The organism is Streptomyces sp. NPDC039462, assembly GCF_055639375.1.
In genome coordinates this window covers 26,286-42,901 of record NZ_JBVKAO010000010.1, presented here as the reverse complement: position 1 = coordinate 42,901, position 16,616 = coordinate 26,286, and the positions used below count along the sequence as shown (strand labels likewise).

Here is a 16,616-nt window from a genome sequence, read left to right as displayed (position 1 = left end):
GGGCAACGCTCTTTGAGCTCTGCAGCGTGCCGGCCGGGTCAGTTGTCCTCGGGACCCTCTTCGGCATGGAGGCGGGTATCGAGATCGCTCGCCCAGGCCAGGGCCCAGGCACGTAGGCCGGTTACCTGGTCAGGGCTCAGGCCGTAGTCGGTGAAGTCCTGGTCGTCCCACCACTCGGCGCCGACGAGGCGGTCGTGGAGGTCGCGGAGGTGGAACTCGAAGCGGGCATGGCGGCGGCCGAGCATCTCCAGGTCGGCGGTGGTGTGGTGCCGGGAGGCGGCGTGGACATCGATGAGGTCGCGTACCGCGCCGCGGTCGGCCAGGGCGCGGACCTTGGTGCCGATCACGTCGTCCAGGGCGAGGACGGGCCCGAGCTCCGTCGTGGTGGGCGGAGACCAGAAGGCTTCCTTGAGGATGTCGATCTCGCACTCCTCGCCGGTCGTGGGGTCGGCGGCGATGAGCCGGCCGGAGAGCGGGCTGGTCTCGATCTGCCGGACCTGCCAGCCGCGCAGTGCGAGGCCGTCGCTGACCGTGCGGGTGATCTCGTCCATGGGGGCAGGATTCTCGGTGGCCACGTCCAGGTCCTGGCTGAGACGGTCGACCAGGCCGTGGGCCTGGACGGCGTAGCCGCCGGTGATGACCAGAGGGTAGGGCGAGCCGATGGCCAGGACATCGGCCAGGAGCCGACGGTGCAGGTCGCTCAGGTTCACGCGGCCGCCGTGGCCGTGGTGGCGGCCAACTCGGGGAAGGCGGCTTCCCACGCGTGGCGTACCGGGCGGCTGATCAGTGTCCGCAGCACGGGCCACTGCGTGATGAGGAGACCTCGGTCCAGGAAATCGATCAGGTCTTGGCGCTGGCCCTCGGCCAGGACGGTGCGGTACAGGCCCATCCGGGAGCGGGGCTGGTCCAGGGTGTAAGAGCGGCGCCCCGACCAAACCACGTGCAGCGGAAGGTCCACGGTGCCATGAGTGGGGCCGGTCAGGTCCTCCAGGCGTGCGGGAAGCCGCTTGGTGTACTGCTCGCACAGCATGTCGAAGGCGTTCGGCACGGGGAAAGACACGGACGGCTCGGCCATGCCCCCAGTATCGCCTGCGGGCGCCATGACGGTCACCCCGGGCGCAGGAGACGCCACCGGCAGCGGGATGTCCGTGGAAGGGGCCCGGTCACCGGTCGCCCGCGTTCGACGCGCCCGGGCTTCAGAGCAGCTGACATTTAACAGCACCGTTCACGGGCATACGGTTGATGCAGCCGGGTTGAAGACAGCAAGGTGAGCCAGACACGGAGATCGCCTATGAATGCCCTGAGCGTTGTATTTTTATGCCTGTTCATAGCCGTTGGACTGCTTCAGACCGTAAAACCACAACTGCTGTGGAGGATGAACCGGCCCCTCCAGGCGCCCTTCGTCAAGGACTACAAAGCCACCGAGCCTTCTCCTGCCGGCTACGTGATGATGCGTGTTGTAGGCGGGCTGGTCCTGGCGGCCGCGCTGATGATGCTGGTCTTCGTCCTCCGTTAGGCACACTCCCGTCGGCAGTTCGGCCCATACCTGGGCCTCGGTCCACTCGGTGGGCAGGCGGAAAGCGGTCACTCACGACAGCCCGAAGCCGGGCCGCAGTTGGTTCCCTGTGCAGCCCGAGGCGGGCGCGAGATGGCGACTCCAAGAACCACGGCGACGCCAACGACGAGAACCTGCTCCCACGTCATCCAACGCTCCCCCGAACCAGGGGCTTCGCGGGTCAGTCGAGGCAGAACTCGTTGCCCTCGATGTCCTGCATCACGATGCACGACTCGTTGTCCTCGTCGGCGGGCAGCAGTTGGACGCGGACCGCGCCGAGTGCGACCAGGCGGGCGCATTCGGCCTCGAGGACGGCCAGGCGCTCCTCCCCCACGAGTCCGGTGCCGGCCCGCACGTCCAGGTGCACCCGGTTCTTGGCGGTCTTGCCTTCGGGGACGCGCTGGAAGAACAGGCGCGGGCCCACCCCTGAGGGGTCGCTGCACACGAACCATGCGCCCCGCTCCTCGGCAGGCTGGGCGCGGTTGAAGTCGTCCCAGGTGGCGAAGCCCTGCGGGGGCGGCGGTACGACGTAACCCAGCACCTCGCACCAGAAGCGGGCCACCCGCTCGGGCTCCGCGCAGTCGAAGGTGACCTGGAACTGCTTGATCGTTGGCATCGGCGCACGATAGCAGGGGCCGTGTCGCTCATCTCCGGGCGCGGTTGCCGAAGTTGTCCGGCCGGCCCGGTCCACGCACGAAGGCGGGGCCGCCTTCGTGCGTGGCGCTCAGTGCCCCGGAGTCCGCTAGCGGACGTCGACGTAGTCCTCGCGGCCGTAGTCGGCGTAGTGGGAGCTGACCGTGTCGGTGTAGCGCATCTGCCAGGTGCCGTCCTGCTGGGCGGTGAACTTCTTGCTGAACGTGCCGTTGCTCAGCGTCCTGGTGCTGCCCAGTTCCTTCCAGGCGGAACCGGCCGTCGCGGCCTTGAACCAGACGCGGATCTTCTGCCCGCCGTACGGCCGCCAGGTGGAGCCGGACTTCTGCATCAGGCCGCCCTTGGCGGTGACCTTGGTGCCCTTGCGGACACCCTCGGGCGTGACACCGTCGTCCCAGACCTGGGTGTACTTGCGGCCCAGCTTGAAACTCGCGCTGTCCACGCCCGAGTTGACCAGGCGCAGCCGCCACTGGGCGCCCGCGTCGGCCTTCTTCGGCGAGGAGGCGGTGAAGGAGTCGCCGTAGGCGGCGTCGAAGGTGCCGGTGCTCGACCAGGTCCCTCCCGCGGGGCGGTGGTCGATGGACACCTGTGCCTTGGTGCCCGCCGGGTAGGTGCCCTGGGTGACGCCGAGCTTGCCGGTGAAGGTGACCTTGCGGTACTTGCTCACCGTGGCCTTGACGTCCGTCAGCTCGCTCGTGCGCGGGGGCGTGGCCAGCGTGAAGGAGTGCGGGGCCGGGGCCGTGAACCAGTTCCGCGCACTCGGCTGGACGCTGACCGGGCCGCTGCGCCGGACGGTGTAGCCGGTGGAGAAGGCGCCGTTCTCGCCGCTCACCACGATCTTGCCGGGGTCTCCGGTGCCTTCGGTGCCGATCCGCACCTCGGCGGCGAGCGGCTTTTCGGTGCCGTCGTCCGCGATGCGGGTGAGCTTGCCGCTGACCGGGATGTCACTGCCGTAGGGCGCGGTGACCGTGCCGGCCGGGGCGTCGACCTTGAGCTTCAGTTCCTGCCGGCGGAAGGGCAGGTGGAGCGACTCGTACTGCTGGTCGAACATGTACTCATAGGTGACGTCGGTGCCGCCCTCACCGGAGTACCCCGACGTGGTGAACCGCCCCGCCGCGTTCGTCCACACCCATCCCTCTCTGCGGGTCTCCCGGGCGCGGTAGTACATGCCCACCCCGGCGAAGGGCTTCACCTCGTGGGTGCGGGGATCCTCGGCCACCAGGGACCCGGTGACCTTGGCGGTCGGGTTGTCGTAGGAGATCCAGGGGTGGCTGCTGGTGAGGGTCAACTTGGGGTTGAGCCCATAGTTGAGAAAGCCGGTCGACCGCTGGACGATCTCGTCGGGCTGTCCGTCCCTGGCCACGACGTCGATCACGTAGGCGCCCATGGCGGGCAGGGTGACCGGCTCGGAGCGGAAGGTGTCCTCGTAACACTGGCCCGTGTCGGGGCAGGTCTCGGTGCCGGTGAGGCGGAGACTGGCGAGGACCTCGGGGTCGTTCTTGGCGTGGATCTCGAGCGTGACGTCCCTGGGGTGGAAACGCGCGGACATATGCTCGTAGAGGGCGTAGAGCTTGCCGCCCTCCTGCAGGGTTTCCGTGCGGCTGCGCGAATCGCCGTCCCCTGCGTGCGCCGCGGGTGCGGCGACCAGTGTGGCAGTGCAGACCACGAGGCCCGTGGTCAGCGCCGCCGTGAACTTCTTCAAGACTCCCCCATCGGATCTTGCTGTGTGTGTCGCGCGTTTGACCGGTGGGGTGGGCGAATGGTTGTGCGACTGGTGGCGCGGGTCAGGGCTGTCAGGGTGTCGGTGTCAGTGGTGCCGCCCCTGCGGGCCGTGCGGAGCAGTCATGTCGGCTGTCCGGCAGGCCCATGACGTTCAGGCGGCAGACATTCAGTTCCAGGTCTGCGCAGGCGAGCAGGCACGGCCAGGTTCTCTTCCGGCCCATCGTCAGCCAACCCGTCACCGCCATGCCGGTCATGTGCGGTGCTCCGACCGGCAGTTCAGCTGTCGCTTCGGACGAGAGGCCGCCTCATGCCCGGTTCGGCCGGATGCTTCGCGGCCGCCGGTAACACACAGCAGGGCCCGGACCCACATGGGATCCGGACCCTGCTGTTGCAGTAGCGGGGACAGGATTTGAACCTGCGACCTCTGGGTTATGAGCCCAGCGAGCTACCGAGCTGCTCCACCCCGCGTCGTGTTCCTTCACCCTACGCCACTTGGGAGGTCCCTCGCACCACGGTGCGGGCACCGCAGGCATCCGCGGGCGGCGGCCGACGCCGGTTGGGCGGCATCTTGTACGCGGACAGGCCGGCAAGTGCCTTGCCCGGCCGTGCAGTACACAGCCGCAGAACATTTCCCTTTCACATCCGCCCCCGGGCCGCTTTTCGTTCCCCTGTCAGTTTTCGTCGGAATGGAAAGGGAAATCCCTCAGGCCGGTCGGGTGGGCGCCGTTGCGGTGACTGTTCTTCTTTTCTGGGCAGGCGTCACTTTCTTTACCGGGCATGCCGTTCCGCCTGCCCGCCGGGGACGAGTTGCGGGCGTCCGGTCCCCACAAGCCCTTGCCAGAAGCGTTATTGACGTGGTGTTCGCTGTTGTCTCACGACGGCAGCGATTGCCGCTCCCCCACGAGCGGACCCCGGGACGGACCGGGCAGGCCGACAGGTCGACCCCGGCCGGAGGTATGACCGTTCTGCCGCGAATGGCCACCTTTGCTCCTGTCCGTATTCCACCGAATCGGGCAACCTTGAGGCTTTAGTAGCCTAGGTAAGGATTTGACCGCTCTGTGGATGACTTGAGCGAAATGCCGCCCTCTGCTGCCCGGCCGTGCCGCATGCCACCCGTCTCCCGTCCAGTGAAATGGGTCACGCCCGGCGGCCCGTGGCGGCGCGGGCCGCTGTGTGCGGTTTCGTTCTGCGCAAAGAGAGTTGAGTTTTCGATCAAAGAGAGGGCGGGGTCGCGAGGGCCCGGGAAGGGCCCCGTGCATTCCCCTCATTCGAATTCCGGCCTTGTTCCGCACCGGCTTTCTCGCCTAACGTCACCGTCAATCCGGATGGAACGCCGAATCCTGCCGCTGTCCGGAAACTCTCCCACCCACACCCACTCACTTACGCACGGCAGGAGCGGGGGACCCAGGTAAGCCGCCGATCCCGGTGACGGGACGGCTCGGGGTGAAGTCGCATTCGCTGCGACCGGACATCTCCCGTCCGAACCCGACAGCTCACCCCGCAGGCGACGGAGAGGAATTCGTCATGCCCGCAAAGGGTAAGCACCGCCGCCCCAAGTCCAGCCCGCTCACCCGGGGCATCGCCGCCGCGGGCACGGGCGGCGCCGTGCTCGTTCTTCCGGTGCTCGGCGCCACCACGGCCGCCGCCGCGCCGGCCGCCGCGGCCGCCAAGCCCGCCGCGGCCCCGAAGACCTATGTCGTCGTCGCGGGTGACTCCCTGGCCGGGATCGCCCGGGAGCACTCCGTGAGCGGCGGCTGGCAGAAGCTGTACCAGGACAACCGCGGCGTCCTCGGCGACGACCCGAAGCTGATCCACCCCGGCCTCAAGCTCACCCTGGGCACCAAGGCCCCGGCCGCCCCCGAGCGGGCGGACCGCTCCGAGCGCGCCAACGCCGCCGAGCCCGCCGCGGTGAAGAAGTCCTACGCCAACAACCTCGACGGCTGGATCCGGCAGTCGCTCGACATCATGGCCCAGCACGGCATCCCCGGCACCTACGAGGGCATCCACCGCAACATCATGCGGGAGTCCTCCGGCAACCCGATGGCCATCAACAACTGGGACTCCAACGCCGTCGCGGGAACCCCCTCCAAGGGCCTCCTGCAGGTCATCGGCCCCACGTTCTCCGCCTACCACGTGCCCGGCACCTCGACGGACAGCTACGACCCGGTCGCCAACATCACCGCCGCCTGCAACTACGCGGCCGCCCGGTACGGCTCGATCGACAACGTCAACGGCCCCTACTAGACCGCACCCCCACCCCTCCCCGGTCGGTGACTGAGCCCCGGAACGCATGGCGTTCCGGGGCTCTTCGCGTGGTCAGGCCGCCGCCCATGTCATCGGATCTGTGCAAACACGGGTCGGTTCACAGCATGCTCAAGGAGAATGGGCCGCTCCGGTTGTCCGTACTATCGCCGTGTCAGGGCATCTGTGTACTGAATATTGCTGTCACCCCGCAGGCCCGGGCCCCAACCCCGGTCCCGGGAAGCACACATGTGCAGCAGGCTCTTCAACTCCGGCCCCAGGTCCGGGAAAGGTTGTGCGCCCCATGTCCGAGAACGTTTCCGCCACCGAACTGACATCGCAGTACACCGCTCAAGTCCGTGCCGACCTCGAACGCAACGCCAAGGAGCAGCAGCGCCTCAGCGCGGAAATCGCCTCCTTGCAGGAGCAGTTGGCGGCCCATCAGCGTGACCACGCGGTGCTGGTCAGCATCCAGCAGGCGCTCGGCGAGGAGCCGGCCGCCCCGGAGCCGGCGGCCCCGCAGGAGCGGGCCGCGGTGCCCGCCCCCCGTACGAAGAAGAAGTCGCCCGGCTCCGCCGCGGCGGGCAAGCGGGCGCGGGTGACCACGAGCGCTCCGCAGAAGGCGGCCGCGGGCAAGGGCGCCGGGAAGGGCGCTGCGAAGAGCGCCGGGAAGGGGGCCGCGAAGAGCTCCGGCAAGGAGGCAGGCAAGACCGAGGCAGGCAAGGCCGAGGCCGCCAAGCCCGCCAAGCCGGCGCAGCCGACGCTGGTCGAGCTGATCCGCGGGCATCTCGCCGAGCAGAGCGAGCCGCGCTCGGCGGCGGAGATCGCCACGGCCCTGGGCCAGGCCCACCCGCAGCGCAGCGTGAAGACGACCGTGGTGCGCACCACGCTCGAAGGGCTGGTGGCCAAGAGCCAGGCCCAGCGCAGCAAGCAGGGCTCGTCCGTGTTCTACACCGCCGCTGCGGCGCCGGTGCCCGCGCAGGCGGCCTCGGCACCGGCCGGGAAGCAGGGCGAGGAGCAGGACGGCAAGAAGCAGGGCGGCGCGGTGCAGGGTGAGGAGCAGCCCGCGGCGGCCGGTGCATGACCTCACTCATGGCCTTGCTCATGACCTTGCTCATGGTCTCGCTGCGGCAGGCCGGTGCCGGTCGCGTTCCGGCGGCGTCGCCGGTGGTCGGGTGAGGGCAGGCGGGGGACAGCAGGCATGACGGCTGGCCGGCCGGGCCGGCCTGCCGTCATGCCTGCTGCCGTGCGGCAGTTCCGGTGGCGGGGTCCGGCCGGGCGGGTCGGGCGAGGGGCCCGGACGGCGCAGTACATGTGTCCCACAAGAAGTCGTGGGGTACCCGTCGTCTCGCGATAGCGCCCCTGCCGCGTGTCACGCGCCGCTGTGCGTGGCGCGGTCCCGTCTCGAACGATCGGAATCCAGTGAGCGAGAAGAAGAACCCGGTGTCGGCCGCCGCGGAGAAGGCTGTGCAGAAGGTCCAGAACGCCATGCGGTCCGGTAACGAGATTCCCGGTGCCCCGGGCCCGGAGGCGGTGCCGGTGGAGGAGCCCACCGAGCCGCGCGAGCCATTGCCGCCCAAGGCCGACCAGCGCGGTCCGCAGACCTACAGTCCGACGGGACAGCCCACCGGGGTGCCGCAGGAGAAGGTCGCCCAGGAGGGGGCCTACCTGACCACCGCGCAGGGGGCGCGCCTGTATGAGACCGACCATTCGCTGAAGGCGGGTCCGCGCGGTCCGGTGCTGCTGCAGGACCACCATCTGCGGGAGAAGATCACTCACTTCGACCACGAGCGCATTCCCGAGCGGGTGGTGCACGCCCGCGGGGCGGCCGCGCACGGTGTCTTCCGGGCGTACGGCAGTGCCGCGGGGATCACCAAGGCGGGGTTCCTCGCCGAGGGGGTGGAGACGCCGGTGTATGTGCGCTTCTCCACCGTGCTCGGTTCGCGCGGCTCCGCCGACACCGTGCGCGACACCCGTGGCTTCGCGACGAAGTTCTACACCGACGAGGGTGTCTTCGACCTGGTCGGCAACAACATCCCGGTGTTCTTCATCCAGGACGCGATCAAGTTTCCCGACATCATCCATGCCGGCAAGCCGCATCCGGACCGGGAGATCCCGCAGGCGCAGAGCGCGCACGACACGTTCTGGGACTTCGTGACCCTGCACACCGAGGCCACCCACCACACGCTGTGGAACATGTCGGACCGCGGCATCCCGCGCTCGTACCGGATGATGGAGGGTTTCGGCGTCCACACCTTCCGGCTGGTCAACGCCGAGGGCGCCACCACCTTGGTGAAGTTCCACTGGAAGCCCCGGCTGGGTGTGCACTCCCAGGTGTGGGAGGAGGCGCAGATCACCGGCGGGGTGGACCCCGACTTCCACCGCCGTGACCTGGCCGACGCCATCGAGGCGGGGGCCTTTCCGGAGTGGGAGCTGGGGGTGCAGACCTTCCCCGACACCGAGGACCAGATGTTCGAGGGCATCGACCTGCTGGATCCGACGAAGATCGTGCCCGAGGAGCTGGCGCCGGTGCAGCCGATCGGGCTGATGACGCTGAACGCCAACCCCTCGAACTACTTCGCCGAGACCGAGCAGGTCGCCTTCCACCCGGGCCATCTCGTCCCGGGCATCGACGTCACCGACGACCCGCTGCTGCAGGGGCGGCTCTTCTCCTATCTCGACACCCAGATCAGCCGCCTGGGCGGGCCCAACTTCGCCCAGCTGCCGATCAACCGCACCCATGCGCCCGTCAACGACATGCTGCGCGACGGCATGCACCAGACGGCCGTGCACCGGGGTGCGGCGCCCTACCGGCCCAACTCGGTGGACGGCGGCTGCCCGTTCCTGGCGGGCGCGGACACCGGGGCCTACATCGAGGTGCCGGCCGAGGTGCCGGCCTCGCGCAAGGTGCGTGACGCGGCGGCCACCTTCGACGACCACTTCAGCCAGCCCCGGCAGTTCTGGCTCAGCATGACGCCCACCGAGCGCGAGCACATCGCGGCCGCCTACACCTTCGAGCTCGGCAAGTGCTGGAACGAGGGGATCAAGAAGCGCGGCCTGCAGGTGCTGGCCAACATCGACTCGCAGCTGTGCGCGCAGGTCGCCGCGGGCCTGGGGCTGCCGGCGCCGGAGCCGTCGGTGGCGCCGGCCGCGGTCGAACCGAGCCCGGCACTGTCCCAGCTGGGCCGGCAGTGGCCGGTGGACGGCCGGATCGTCGGCATCGTCACCGACGGTGTCGGTGACCTGGAGGGGGTGCGCACGGTGCGCCGGGCGGTCCTGGACGCGGGCATGGTGCCGCTGGTCATCGCCCCGGCCGGCGGCACCCTGGACCCCGACGGCGACCCGGTCGCCGTGCAGCGCACCTTCGCCACCGCCCGGTCCATCGAGTTCGACGCCCTCCTGCTGGCCGGCGCGCCGGCCCCCGCGCCCGACGCCTACGGGGCCCGGGATGCCAAGGCGGACGACGGCGCGGCCCTGCTGACCGGGGTCGAGCCGCGGCTGCTGCTGATGCTCATGGAGGCGTTCCGGCACGGCAAGGCCATCGGGGCCTGGGGGCGCGGCGCGGCCGCGCTGGAGGCGGCGGGGCTGCCCGCGGACGCCGCGGGCGTGGTCAACGGCGCGGGCCCCGAGGCGGTGCTGGAGGCGGTCACCGGGCTGCTGGGCGCGCACCGGGCCTGGGAGCGGTTCACCCCCGCCCTCTGACGGCGTGCGGGACCGAGGGCCCGGCGGGGGCGGGACGCTGGCCCCGCCGGGCCCTCGGTGGCTCGACTGGAGGGTGTCGCCGACCGGGGCGACAATGCTGATTTGTGGGGGAATGCCGATCTGAATCGGGGGCACAAGGGGCGGTGCACACCCCCCGGCGAGTAGTGGCGATGAGGAGGCCTCTGATGCTGATGGCACACCCCGTGGTGCTGAAGAACCTGGTCGAGCAGTACGAGACGCTGCGTGCTGTGCACGCCGAGAAGGGCACCAAGGAAGCCCGTCAGCGGATGGAGGACGTCGCCTACACACTGTGCGTGTCGACCGGCACCCGCGAGATAGGCGCCGCCCTCAAGGCCGCCCGCAGCCGGCTCGCCGCGCTCTCCCCCGAAGGCGGCTCCGCCCTGGTCGTGTCCTAGGCACGCCGCGCCGCGTTCGCACCCCTGGCCGCCGCCCCCACCCGGGGGGCGGCGGCTGACGTGTGCGGGGGGCCTTCTGGGTCCTGCGCGGTCTTTGCGTGCGGGGTCCTTCTCAGGCCTGGGCGGTCTCGTCGTGCGGGGTCCGGGGGCCGGTGGTCAGGGTCCAGCTGCCGCGGGCCTGCACCTGGTAGATGCCGGGGCCCGGCAGGCGCAGCGGCAGGTCGGTGTCGCCCTTGCCGCGGGCCGTTTCGGTGGGCTCGGCGAGGTCTTCGCCCAGGGCCAGCAGGCGTACGGTGCCGCGGCCGCGGTGGCGCAGCAGGGCCGGGCCGGCCGCGCCCGTGTAGCGGATGAGGTCCGTGCCGCGTCCGTGGAGGTGCCCGGTGAACTCGGGCAGGGCCTCGACCGGTTCGGCCCACGCCTCCCACAGAATCCCGGCCGCGCCTCGGAACTGGACCTGGAAGCGGGCCACTTCACGGTTGCCCGAGCGGCGCAGCGGCACGTGGGCGTGCACCGGTGCGAGGCCGTCGCCGAGGGTGTGGGTCTGTCGCTGGTCGCCGCGGAGCAGCAGGGTGAGAGTCAGGTGCCCGGCGCTGTGGCTGCGTACCTCCAGGACGGCGGGGCGGCCCACTTGGGGCAGCCGTACCCGGGCGGTGGCCGGGCCCTGCCCGTGCGCCCGGCCGTCCGCGGGCGCGGGAGCCGGTGTCCGGCCCGCGTCCGGCGGCGCGAGTGCGGTGGCGGTGGGGCGCCGCTCCTGGTGCCGGGTGCCGCAGGCCGCGCACGCCGCGACGTTGCGGGCGGCGCCGCCCTGCGGGGCCCAGGGCAGTTCGCGCACGGCGCGCCCGTGGCGGGCGTCGAAGAAGCACAGCGGCAGCCGGCGGGGCAGCGGCTCTCCCGCCCGGCGGGCGTCCAGGCAGGCCAGCGCGTGCCGGCCGTCGTCCAGGGCGCGCAGCACGTCCAGGGCGTCCTCGCGGTCGCGGTCCCCGACGAAGGCCCGCTTGGCCTCCTCGTAGGCGTCCAGGGCCCGGCCCAGGTCGGCGCGCATCGCGTCGGTGGCACCGTCCTGGCCGGGGGCGAAGTCGTGTTCGTCCAGCGCGACGCCGAAGGCGGTGATCTGCGCCTCGACGTCGGTGAGTTCCTCCTGTGCCCGGCGCCGTGCCGCCCGGGTGAACCAGCTCCCGGGCCGCCTCCAGGAGCGCTTGTCCCCGGCCATGCGACCACCCCCCTCTCTCCGGGGTGATCGTAGGCGGGGTCAGGGCGTGGTGGTGAAGGAGCGGCGGTAGGTGCGTGGGGGGACGCCTCGGCGGCGTACGAACTGTTCGCGCAGGACGGCCGCGCTGGTGTAGCCGACGCGGCGGGCGATCTCCTCGATGGGCAGGTCGGTGGTCTCCAGGAGTTCTTCGGCGCTGCTCAGGCGCAGGGTGCGAAGCCAGGCATGGGGGGTGGTGCCGGTGGCGGCGGTGAAGCGGCGGGCGAAGGAGCGTTTGCTCATCAGGGCGCGGCGGGCCAGTTCCGCCACGGGCAGGGGTTCGTGGAGGTGGTCGCGGGCCCAGGCCAGGACGTCGGTGAGGCGTTCGTCGCGGCAGTCCTGAGGGGTGGGGGCGGCCAGGTACTGGGCCTGGCCGCCGTCGCGGTGGGAGGGCAGCACCACGTCCCGGGCGACGGCGTTGGCCAGCGCGGCGCCGTGTTCCCTTCTGAGCAGGTGCAGGCACAGGTCGAAGCCGGCGGCGGCTCCGGCGCCGGTGAGGATGGGGCCTTCGTCGATGTAGAGGGCGTCGGGTTCGACGGTGACGGCCGGGTGGCGGTGGGCGAGCAGTTCGGCGAAGCGCCAGTGGGTGGTGGCCCGGCGGCCGTTGAGGAGGCCGGCGGCGGCCAGGGCGAAGGTGCCCACGCAGTGGGCCGCGACCAGGGCGCCGCGCCGGTGTGCCGCGGCCAGGGCGTCCAGGACGGTGTCGGGGGGCGGGGTGCGGAAGCCGGCCCAGGGCAGGGCGATCACGAGGTCGGCACGGGCGAGCCGGTCCAGGCCGTGCGTGATGGTGAGCGGGGTGCCCAGGTCGGTGGGGACGGGGCCGGGGTGCTCGGTGCACAGGGCGAAGTCGAAGCCGGGCAGTGCGGTGCCGTGCGGGCCGAAGATCTCGGTGACGATGCCGACGGCGAGCAGGCCGGCTCCGGGCGGGGTGTAGGCGGCGACGGTGGTGAAGGGGGGCACGCGGGGCAGTGTGGCACTGATCCTGCGATCAGCGGCAGTTGTGCCACTCGTGGGTGTCCTGGCCGGGCACAAGGATGGGGGCATGACGACAGACGCACCGCTCGGCCGCAGCGCCGTGTACACGATTTTGACCACGGGTTACGTCGGTTCCACCGGTCCCGGGGTGGCCGCCACCGTCTCCTATGTCTTCGATGCCGGCCGGCATGTGATCTTCGATCCGGGCATGGTGGCGAGCCGTGCGGACATCCTGGGGCCGCTCGCGGAGCTGGGGCTGGGTCCGGAGGACATCACCGATGTGGTGCTGAGCCATCACCACCCGGACAACACCATGAACGTGGGTCTGTTCGGGCGGGCCCTGGTCCACGACCACCAGGTGGAGTACCGGGGCGATCAGTGGCGCAACCGGGACGCGGAGGGCTACGAGCTGACGCCGTCGCTGCGGCTGATCCGCACGCCGGGCCACAGCCGTGAGGACATCACGTTGCTGGCGGGCACCGCGGCGGGGGTGGTCGCCTTCGCCGGTGACCTGTGGTGGCACGCGCAGGGTCCGGCGGAGGATCCGGTGGCGCCCGACCGCGAGGTGCTGCGCGCCTCCCGGCTGCGGGTGCTGGCCGCCGCGGATGTGATCGTGCCCGGCCACGGCGGCCCGTTCAGGGGCCAGGAGAGCACGCCGCGCTAGCCGCCCCGGGGCGGGGCGGGGGTCGGGGTTTTTCACCCGCTGGGTGCTGGGGTGCCGGCCGGTGTCCGGGTCTTGTTCGGAAAAAATGGGGGCCGCGTCCGGCGCTGCCGGCCGGGTGCGGCTCACACCATTTCGGGCTGCGGTTCGGGTTGTTGGGCCGGTGCGGTCTTGGGCTCCCACAGCCGGGTGGTGCGTACGTAGCCGTGGACCACGGAGATCATCGCCAGCAGCAGGAGCGGTCCGAACAGCCACGGGCGGTCGGCCATCTGCACCGGCAGGTAGCGGTAGGAGACCAGCATCAGCGTGAAGACGGCCGTGCCGTGGACGACGAGCTGGACGGCGGAGCGGTCCCAGCCGCGGTCCAGGGCGCGCAGGGCCGCGTCGATGGTGAAGGCGAAGACCACGCCGGCGACGATGTCCGCGCCGTAGTGGTAGCCGAATCCCAGGGTGGCGCCGAGGGTGGCGATGAGCCAGAACGTGCCGGCGTAGCGCAGCAGGCGCGGGCCCTTGCGGGAGTGGATGAAGATCGCGGTGGCCCATGCGGTGTGCAGGCTGGGCATGCAGTTGCGGGGGGTGATCTCGTCGAAGGGGATGGCGTGCGGGGTGTCCAGCGGCGGCGGCGTGTGCGGCCACAGGTCGGCCAGCGCCCACTGCTGGCCGCCGGTGCCGAAGGCGCCGGTGCCGTAGGTGAAGATCGGCCCGACCACCGGGAAGATCATGTAGATGGCCGGTCCCAGGAGGCCGATGACCAGGAAGGTGCGCACCAGGTAGTGGCCCGGGAAGCGGCGCTCGGTGGCCACGTGGCGCAGCTGGTAGAGGGAGACGGCGACGGCGGCGACCGCGAGCTGGATGTAGACCCAGTCCAGGACGTGGGCGCCCACGGGGCCGGTGGCCTCGACGAGGCGGCCGGCCAGCCAGGAGGGGTTGCCCAGGGCGTGGTCGGCGGTCGCCACGTACTGGTCCAGGACGGTGGGGCGGGTCTTGGAGGTGATGAGCAGCCAGGTGTCGCCGGTCTTGCGGCCGGCCACCAGGAGCAGGCCCAGGCCGACGCCCTTGAGCAGCAGGACACGCTCGGGGCCGGTGCGGCGGGTCAGGGCGATGACCCCATATCCCAGAATCACCCACAGCGCACCGTTGCCGAACATCATGTCGGCGCCGACGATCCAGCGCACCAGGAAGAAGACCAGGTCGATCCCGATCGCGGCGGCGGCCGCGACGGCGCGTTGCCGCCAGGTGAGGACCACCATCATCAGCGCCATGCTGGCGTACAGCAGCGGGCCCGACTTGGGGGCGAATATCACTTCTCGGGCCTGATTGGCGATCGGTCCCGGCAGGCCGTAATGGCGTGCGGCGATCTCCAGTGCGACGAGGAACGCCAAGGTCACCACGCCGGCCGCGGTCCACAGCAATACCCGCGGCCTGCGCAGCGCGGTGAATACCATGCTGCGGTTTTGTTGCGAAAATATTCGCGTTGCTATTGATATCAAGGGCTCGGCCGATTTGTTAGATTTTAGGTAAATGGCTCACTTTTCGTGCGAGATAGCGTGTTTTTATGGTGCTGGTTGGGCTATCAGGGCGATCGTCGTGAGTTCGATCATGCTAGCGGAGCGGTGCGGGTGAGCCATCTTTCCGAACAAAAGAGCGGGCGCGGCTAGGGTGAGGCAGCGCCGCGGGCCGGGCCGCCCGCGCGCGGTGGATTTCTAGGTGCAGAGGTGAAGCGAGCGTATGAAGCGACCTGGACGGCTGGGGACGATACCGGGGCCGGGGAACCGGGTGGCCGCCGCCTTCGCCGGGCCGCCCGCCGGGCGGGCGGCCACCGCGCTGCGCCTGCTGCGCCGGGCCGCCGCCAGCGAGGCCGTGTGGCTGGGCGCCGCGGCCGCGCTCGGCGGCTCGGGCGGGCGCAGCGCGCGCCGGGCGGCGCTGCGCGGCCTGGGCTCGGTGGCGATCGTCGCGGCGGTCAGCCGGACGCTGGCCAAGCCGGCCGTCCGCCGCCCGAGCCGGATGGGCGCCGAGTCCGTTCTGGGCGCGCTCACGGGGCGCGCCGCCCGCCCCCACACCGGTGCGCTGCCCACCAGCCCGATGGCCTCGGCGGCCGCCTTCGCCTGCGGGGTCGCCCTGGAGTCGCCCCGGCACGGGCTGGCCGTGCTGCCGTTCGCCGCGGGGCTCGCCCAGGTGCGCGGCCGCGGGAGCCTGGGCCACCGGGGCCGGCTGGCCGCCGGGGTGGTCGTGGGGGTGGGCGCGGCCCTGCTCACCTGCCGCTGGTGGCCGGTGAAGCCGGAGGCCGCGGCGGCCGCCGCGCCGCCGCGCCGGCCCGCCCCCGCGCTGGCCGAGGGCAAGGGCCTGCATCTGGTGGTCAACCCCGCCTCCGGCGTCGCCTGGTCCAAGGACACCGCCGAGGCGCTGCGCGCGCTGCTGCCGCAGGCGGCGATCACCGTGTTCGAGCCCGGTGACGACCTGGTGGCGCTGCTGGAGGCGGCGGCGGCGCGGGCCGTCGCCGACGGCGGGGCGCTGGGCGTGTGCGGCGGGGACGGCACCGTCAACGCGGGCAGCGCGACGGCCGCCCGCCACCGGGTGCCCCTGGCGGTCTTCCCCGGCGGCACCTTCAACCACTTCGCCGCGGACCTCGGCAACCAGAGCCTTGAGGACGTGGCCCGCGCGATCCGGGCGGGCGAGGCGGTCACCGCCGACGTGGGCCGGGCCTCCTCCCCCGGGGCGCCCGGCACACCCGGCACACCTGACGCACCCGGCGCCGAGCAGCTCTTCCTCAACACCTTCAGCATCGGGGTGTACTCCGAACTCGTGCACGCCCGGGAGCGGCTGGAGCAGCGGATCGGCAAGTGGCCCGCGCTCACCGTGGGGCTGGCCAAGGTGCTGGCCACCGGCAGCCCGCTGCGCGTGGTCATCAACGGCCGCCGGCGCAGCATCTGGCTGCTCTTCGCGGGCAACGGCATCTACCACCCGGCCGGTTTCGCCCCCACCTACCGCACCCAGCTCGACGACGGACTGCTCGACGTGCGGGCCGTGGACGCCGGCACCCCGCTGGCCCGCACCCGGCTGCTGCTGGCCGTGCTGACCGGGACCCTGCACAGCTCCCGGGTGCTGACCACCGCCCAGGTGCGCCGCCTGGAGCTGGAAGTGCTGCACGGCGAGCCGCACTTCGCCTACGACGGTGAGGTGACCGACGCCACCTACCGGCGTCTGGTGCTCGACAAGCTGCCCAAGGCGATCACCCTGTACCGGCCCGCCGACCAGGAGCAGTGGCTGCGCTGACCGCGCACCATCCGCCTCCCGCCCGGCTCCCGTCCGGGCGGGTGTGCCGGGGCGGGGGCCGGGGTTCCGGGCCGGTCATGACAGGGCGGGCCGGGCCCGATACGGTCACCACAGTGTGTGTGAGCAGCAGGCCCCGGCTGCGGAATGAGCTGGGCGGGGCCCAGGCGGGCAGGG

Annotated in this window: 14 protein-coding genes, 1 tRNA gene and 1 riboswitch; of the genes, 7 read left to right on the top strand and 8 right to left on the bottom strand. The window is 71.4% G+C overall.

Going from position 1 to position 16,616, the window contains the following annotated elements; translation table 11 throughout:
- Positions 1 to 38 precede the first annotated feature (38 nt).
- Positions 39 to 710, bottom strand: a complete 672-nt coding sequence (locus ACZ7LU_RS37395; protein WP_468092074.1) for a nucleotidyl transferase AbiEii/AbiGii toxin family protein — start codon at positions 708 to 710, stop codon at positions 39 to 41.
- The gene (locus ACZ7LU_RS37390; RefSeq protein ID WP_468092075.1) at positions 707 to 1,075 is read right to left on the bottom strand and encodes a hypothetical protein; all 369 of its coding nucleotides are present in this window, start codon (positions 1,073 to 1,075) and stop codon (positions 707 to 709) included. The genes ACZ7LU_RS37395 and ACZ7LU_RS37390 overlap by 4 nt, the downstream gene beginning before the upstream one ends.
- A gap of 216 nt (positions 1,076 to 1,291) precedes the next feature.
- On the opposite strand from ACZ7LU_RS37390, the gene ACZ7LU_RS37385 reads away from it, so the two are divergent.
- On the top strand, positions 1,292 to 1,516 hold the full coding sequence (locus ACZ7LU_RS37385; protein ID WP_468316081.1) for a DUF6199 family natural product biosynthesis protein: 225 nt from the start codon (positions 1,292 to 1,294) through the stop codon (positions 1,514 to 1,516).
- Between the two features lie 220 nt (positions 1,517 to 1,736).
- Here the strand turns inward: ACZ7LU_RS37385 and ACZ7LU_RS37380 are convergent, their stop codons facing one another.
- The 3 genes from ACZ7LU_RS37380 to ACZ7LU_RS37370 all read right to left on the bottom strand — a co-directional run bounded on the left by ACZ7LU_RS37380 (position 1,737) and on the right by ACZ7LU_RS37370 (position 4,396).
- A complete protein-coding gene (locus tag ACZ7LU_RS37380; RefSeq protein WP_470983644.1) occupies positions 1,737 to 2,171 on the bottom strand; it encodes a VOC family protein in 435 nt (144 codons plus the stop codon).
- A gap of 126 nt (positions 2,172 to 2,297) precedes the next feature.
- Entirely contained in the window at positions 2,298 to 3,908 is a 1,611-nt protein-coding gene (locus ACZ7LU_RS37375) for a hypothetical protein (RefSeq protein ID WP_471919315.1), read from the bottom strand.
- A 414-nt stretch (positions 3,909 to 4,322) separates the two neighbouring features.
- Positions 4,323 to 4,396, bottom strand: a tRNA-Met gene (locus tag ACZ7LU_RS37370).
- An 899-nt stretch (positions 4,397 to 5,295) separates the two neighbouring features.
- A riboswitch (cyclic di-AMP (ydaO/yuaA leader) is annotated at positions 5,296 to 5,448 on the top strand.
- A 4-nt stretch (positions 5,449 to 5,452) separates the two neighbouring features.
- Between ACZ7LU_RS37370 and ACZ7LU_RS37365 the strand changes: the two genes are divergently transcribed.
- The 4 genes from ACZ7LU_RS37365 to ACZ7LU_RS37350 all read left to right on the top strand — a co-directional run bounded on the left by ACZ7LU_RS37365 (position 5,453) and on the right by ACZ7LU_RS37350 (position 10,287).
- On the top strand, positions 5,453 to 6,172 hold the full coding sequence (locus ACZ7LU_RS37365; RefSeq protein WP_471919314.1) for a transglycosylase SLT domain-containing protein: 720 nt from the start codon (positions 5,453 to 5,455) through the stop codon (positions 6,170 to 6,172).
- 301 nt (positions 6,173 to 6,473) lie between these two features.
- The gene (locus ACZ7LU_RS37360) at positions 6,474 to 7,253 is read left to right on the top strand and encodes a hypothetical protein (protein ID WP_471919313.1); all 780 of its coding nucleotides are present in this window, start codon (positions 6,474 to 6,476) and stop codon (positions 7,251 to 7,253) included.
- A gap of 338 nt (positions 7,254 to 7,591) precedes the next feature.
- Positions 7,592 to 9,871, top strand: coding sequence for a catalase (locus ACZ7LU_RS37355; protein WP_471919312.1), 2,280 nt, complete (start codon positions 7,592 to 7,594; stop codon positions 9,869 to 9,871).
- 185 nt (positions 9,872 to 10,056) lie between these two features.
- Positions 10,057 to 10,287 carry a DUF5133 domain-containing protein gene (locus ACZ7LU_RS37350; protein ID WP_398310687.1) on the top strand — a complete coding sequence of 77 codons (231 nt, stop codon included), beginning with the start codon at positions 10,057 to 10,059 and terminating at the stop codon, positions 10,285 to 10,287.
- A 112-nt stretch (positions 10,288 to 10,399) separates the two neighbouring features.
- On the opposite strand, the gene ACZ7LU_RS37345 is transcribed toward ACZ7LU_RS37350, so the two are convergent.
- Entirely contained in the window at positions 10,400 to 11,497 is a 1,098-nt protein-coding gene (locus ACZ7LU_RS37345; RefSeq protein ID WP_471919311.1) for a hypothetical protein, read from the bottom strand.
- A gap of 39 nt (positions 11,498 to 11,536) precedes the next feature.
- A complete protein-coding gene (locus ACZ7LU_RS37340; protein ID WP_468564375.1) occupies positions 11,537 to 12,493 on the bottom strand; it encodes a GlxA family transcriptional regulator in 957 nt (318 codons plus the stop codon).
- A gap of 82 nt (positions 12,494 to 12,575) precedes the next feature.
- Between ACZ7LU_RS37340 and ACZ7LU_RS37335 the strand changes: the two genes are divergently transcribed.
- The gene (locus tag ACZ7LU_RS37335; protein WP_468718453.1) at positions 12,576 to 13,172 is read left to right on the top strand and encodes an MBL fold metallo-hydrolase; all 597 of its coding nucleotides are present in this window, start codon (positions 12,576 to 12,578) and stop codon (positions 13,170 to 13,172) included.
- A 122-nt stretch (positions 13,173 to 13,294) separates the two neighbouring features.
- Here the strand turns inward: ACZ7LU_RS37335 and ACZ7LU_RS37330 are convergent, their stop codons facing one another.
- Positions 13,295 to 14,614 carry a phosphatase PAP2 family protein gene (locus tag ACZ7LU_RS37330; protein WP_468718452.1) on the bottom strand — a complete coding sequence of 440 codons (1,320 nt, stop codon included), beginning with the start codon at positions 14,612 to 14,614 and terminating at the stop codon, positions 13,295 to 13,297.
- Between the two features lie 283 nt (positions 14,615 to 14,897).
- Here ACZ7LU_RS37330 and ACZ7LU_RS37325 point away from each other — a divergent pair, with 283 nt between their 5' ends.
- Positions 14,898 to 16,442, top strand: coding sequence for a diacylglycerol/lipid kinase family protein (locus tag ACZ7LU_RS37325; protein ID WP_471919310.1), 1,545 nt, complete (start codon positions 14,898 to 14,900; stop codon positions 16,440 to 16,442).
- Positions 16,443 to 16,616 lie beyond the last annotated feature (174 nt).